Source organism: Binatus sp. (SeqCode) (genome assembly GCF_035272065.1).
Classification (GTDB): domain Bacteria; phylum Desulfobacterota; class Binatia; order Binatales; family Binataceae; genus Binatus.
Genome location: NZ_DATEQZ010000005.1, coordinates 1 through 4,156 on the forward strand (window position 1 = coordinate 1; position 4,156 = coordinate 4,156).

Annotated in this window: 4 protein-coding genes; 1 reads left to right on the forward strand and 3 read right to left on the reverse strand. The window is 63.7% G+C overall.

Annotated features, from left to right (window positions below):
* Positions 1-320: 320 nt before the first annotated feature.
* The 3 genes from VJX68_RS00850 to VJX68_RS00860 form a co-directional block, all read right to left on the reverse strand.
* On the reverse strand, positions 321-1,631 hold the full coding sequence (locus VJX68_RS00850) for an MFS transporter (protein ID WP_324093742.1): 1,311 nt from the start codon (positions 1,629-1,631) through the stop codon (positions 321-323).
* A gap of 257 nt (positions 1,632-1,888) precedes the next feature.
* Positions 1,889-3,148 (reverse strand): xanthine dehydrogenase family protein molybdopterin-binding subunit, encoded by a 1,260-nt coding sequence (locus VJX68_RS00855; RefSeq protein WP_324093743.1) that lies wholly within the window; start codon positions 3,146-3,148, stop codon positions 1,889-1,891.
* 27 nt (positions 3,149-3,175) lie between these two features.
* Positions 3,176-3,880, reverse strand: a complete 705-nt coding sequence (locus VJX68_RS00860; protein WP_324093744.1) for a hypothetical protein — start codon at positions 3,878-3,880, stop codon at positions 3,176-3,178.
* Between the two features lie 59 nt (positions 3,881-3,939).
* Between VJX68_RS00860 and VJX68_RS00865 the strand changes: the two genes are divergently transcribed.
* The coding region (locus tag VJX68_RS00865; protein ID WP_324093745.1) for a TetR family transcriptional regulator at positions 3,940-4,156 on the forward strand (217 nt) is incomplete at its 3' end.

Here is a 4,156-nt window from a genome sequence, read left to right on the forward strand (position 1 = left end):
CGCTTCAAATTCGAACAGCTTCGGCGTACAGTCTGTCTGCATCGGGGCGCACCTTGGATCGTGGAGAAATCGCTGCGACACAACGATTCTCTCAGATTCTCAGCCCCGATGCACCTCTTGCGTATGAGAAATCCAGGCTAAACCAGCCGTTCATTGGCGATGCGCCCGTTCGCGCGCCTGCTGCAGCGGGCGAAGGTGATCCGCGCGCTCGATCGCGTCTGCGGCAGCGTGTTGCTCGGCTTCGGCCTTCGCCTCGCGCTGCCGGGACGTTAGGTCGCGCAAGGCGCGGCCTAACGCCCGCAGTCTTCAGGGGCGGTGCGTCACTTCGCGAGCGAGGCGTGCAACGCGTCGAGATGCGCGTCCGAGATCTCGTCGCGGACGACGAACATGTAGGACCATGCGGAGACGAGGGCGACGATCGCGCCGACCACGAGGGCTGCGACGAAGGAGCCGGTCCGCTGCACGATCAGGCCGGTCACGGTCGGCGCCAGCGCGCCGCCCAGGTAGCCGCCGAAATTCATCATCGCGCCGACCGAAGCGGTGAGGTTCGGCGGCACCGCGACGGAGCTCAGCGCCCAAGAGCAGGTGCTGGTCACGTAGAGCAGGAAGACTGCCGCCGAGATGCAGGCGATGGCGAGTGTGTCGCTCTGCGTATAGGCTGCCGCGACGGTGAAGCAGGCCGTGCCGACCAGGGCGAGCGAGGCAGGAATTTTGCGGCTGTTGAGCGCGGTCTGCCCGGCACGGAGCAGCCGGTCGGCGCCGTAGCCGCCGGCCATCGATCCGGCGATGCCCCAGAGAAAGGGGATCGCCGCGGCGATGCCGGTGTGCGTCACGCTCATATGCCGCTGGATCTCCAGATAACCCGGCAGCCAGGCTAGGTAGATCCAGGTCACGTAGATGCAGCCGAAATAGCCGATGATCATGCCCCAGGTGGTGCGGAACCTGAACAGCATCCGCCATTCGCGGAACGTCACCGGGTCCCGGCGCGTGGCCGGATCGCCCTCCGTGCAATAGGCGATCTCGCCATCGGTGAGCGCGACCTCGGTCGGGTTGCGGTAGAGCGTGAACCAGATCGCGGCGACGACCAGGCCAGCTAGCCCCATGATGATGAACATCCAGCGCCAGCCGAAGGCGAGCATGAGTGCGGTGAGGAGCGGCACGCCGATCGCGGTGCCGAGCGGCGCGGCGCTGTTCCAGATGCCGGAGGCGACTCCGCGGCTGCGCGGGTTGAACCAGTCGCGGGTCACGCGCGTCGCGGTCGGGAATTGCGGCGCCTCGCCGGCGCCGAGGCAGAGGCGCGCGACATAGAATTGCCCGAAGTTCGCGACCAGCCCGCTCACGACCTGGGCGAGGGACCAGAGCGCGAGCCCTGCCGTCAGCAGCACGCGCGGGCGGAAGCGGTCGACCAGCGCGCCGGACGGGAGTTGTGCGAAGGCATAGGCCCAGAGAAAGGCGGAGAGCAGATAGCCCATATCCGCGATCGAAAGGCCAAGTTCCTGGCGGATGAGCGGATTGCCGACCGCGAGCGTAGCGCGATCGATATAGTTGATGACGCCAGAGATCAGCAGCATGATCAGCGCGCTGCGCTGGATTTTTCGGACCCTGCCGGAGACTTGTAGCGGCGTGGACATTGTTTTGTTTCCTCCGGATCCAGTCTGTGTGGTCACTCGCAGCGGGTCGGAACGACGGACGTCTTTATGATCGTCCCAGCCTGCCGGAATTCGGTCAACGCCGCGAGGTTGGCCTCGCTGGTCAGCCAGACGGTCTCGAAGCGACCATCTGGCGACCTGCCGCGCTTCCCTGGACAGCGAGTGCTGCACGGCAGCGGGTCGCGATTTACGGCGCTGAGTCTCGTGCAACTCCCGAACCCCACATTGCAGGCCGACACTTACGCCTTCAGCATCTCCGGGTCGATCGGCAGGCTACGGATGCGCTTGCCTGTCGCGGCGAAGATTGCGTTGCAGAGAGCGGGAATTACCGGCGGCAAAGCGGGCTCGCCGAGCCCAGTCGGCGGGTGGTTCGTGACCAGGAACTGCAGGTCGATCGGGGGTACCTGGTTCATGCGCAGCGGCTTGACCGTGTCGAAATTCGCCTGCACCATGCGCCCGCGTTCGATGATGATTGCCTGGCCCAGCGCCGCGCCGGGTCCGTCGAGCACGGCCCCCTGCACTTGGTTTTCGGCGCCGCTCGGATTGATGATCTGACTGCCGACATCGGCGACGATCCAGACATGATCCAGTCTGACATCACCCGACTCGGCGACGGTCGCCTGCACTACTTCGGCGAAATAGCCCAAATGGCTGAAATAGAACGCCACACCTTTGCCGGTGCGTTTCGCCAAAGTGTCACGCTTGTCCCAGGCGGACATTTCCGCAACGCGCTGCAGCACGGCGCGCATGCGGCCGGTGTCGAAATCGCGGAGCGCATCCGGCTTGCCGCTGGAATTCGTGAGCACGCGTGGTTCTCCGAGCAACGCGAGCCGGAATTCCACCGGGTCGCTGCCCGCCGCATGCGCGAGCTCATCGATAAAGGACTGGAAGGCGAAGGCAAACGCGTTGGAGCGTGGTGCGCGCAGCGGTCCGGTCGGCACGTTGAACGCGATCAGCGACTGTCCGTATTCGAGACTCGGGACGCAGAGTGCGGGGAATTCATTGGCGTCCATCATCGCCGAATCGGCGATATTCGCGCCGCGCTTGAACGTCACGAAATGATCGCGGAATGCGGTCAGCTTGCCGTTGGCATCAAGTCCCGCTTTGAAGAAATGGAAGCCGGCGGGACGGTAGAAGTCGTGCTGCATGTCGTCCTGCCGGTTCCACAGGAGTTTCACCGGCGCGCCGACTTGTCTGGCGATCCAAGCCGCTTCCGCCATGAAATCATTGCGCAGCCGCCGACCGAAACCGCCGCCGATCCGTGTCATGTTCACCGTGACATTGCTTTGCGGAATGCCGAGGGTTGCGGCGACGAGTGCCGCGCCCGGCGCAGGCTGTTGCGTCGGCGCCCAGAGCGTGATTTTGCCATTCTCGAAGTGCGCGGTGCAGTTCTGCGGCTCGAGATCGATATGCGAGGGGAAAGGATAGAAGTAGGACGCTTCCACGATACGCGCCGCACCGCCTAGCCCGGATATCTCACACGCTTGAAATCGGCGCACGCCGAAATCGCAGATTTGAGTCTGAAATCAGCGTCCTACCGCAGTTCGGTGCAAAAGCGGTAAGAAACAGTCTGTTTTTCGGCCCATCCAGCCTGTTACATGACGCGGCGATGTAAGTACCTGCAGAGATTCGAGGAATTGCAACACAGCACTCGGTCGTCGGGAACTGTGAGAAATGCGGGCTAGAGCGATTGCCACGTCGCCGTCGCGGCGGAGATACGAGGCGGGATTTTCTTGCGCAAGCCGCGCCGCCTCCTTCGCGAACCCGTCCGAGCTTTGCGTCGCGAACGGGCCTTCATCCCAGCTCACTTGCAGCTTCTCGCGCGCGCGATCAGCGAGCCACCAGTTTTTCGCAACGATCGCAACGCCGTCGCTCGCTCCTTGTGGATCGCTGCCCGGATTTGCATCGCGCGCACGCACGATGAAAGCGTCGATCACGCCCGGTTGCTTCTTGATTTGGTCGATATTCGCGCTGTTCACCGTACCGCCGAAGACCGGGCATTTCTGAAAGACGGCATACACCATCCCCGGCATGGTCACGTCGATGCCGAAGAGTTTCTGGCCGGTTACGATCTTCGGATTGTCGACGCCCGGTATCGGCTTGCCGATGATGCGGAAATCCTTCGGGTCCTTGAGCGTCATGTCTTCGCGCGAGCCAGACAGACGCGGCGTCCCGCCGGCGTCGCTCGCTCCCGACGGACGAGGCGTTGGCGCCGGCGCCTCATTTTTCATCTTGACCTACTGGTCAGACTGACTATAACAACATCGCGAAGGGCGGTTTTGGCACGACAATGGCGCGAGTAAATCTGGTGAGACGGGCGGAGATCGGCTCAGAGAAGCGGGCGCGTACCCGCGCCGCGATCCTGAATGCAGCACGCGACCGCTACGCGACGACGACGGACGGCGCGGTAACCGTGGATGCGGTGATGCAGGCGGCGGGCCTCGCAAAAGGCACGTTCTACGTGCACTTCAAGGACCTCGCGGAGCTGGAGGCGGAACTCGGCGCTG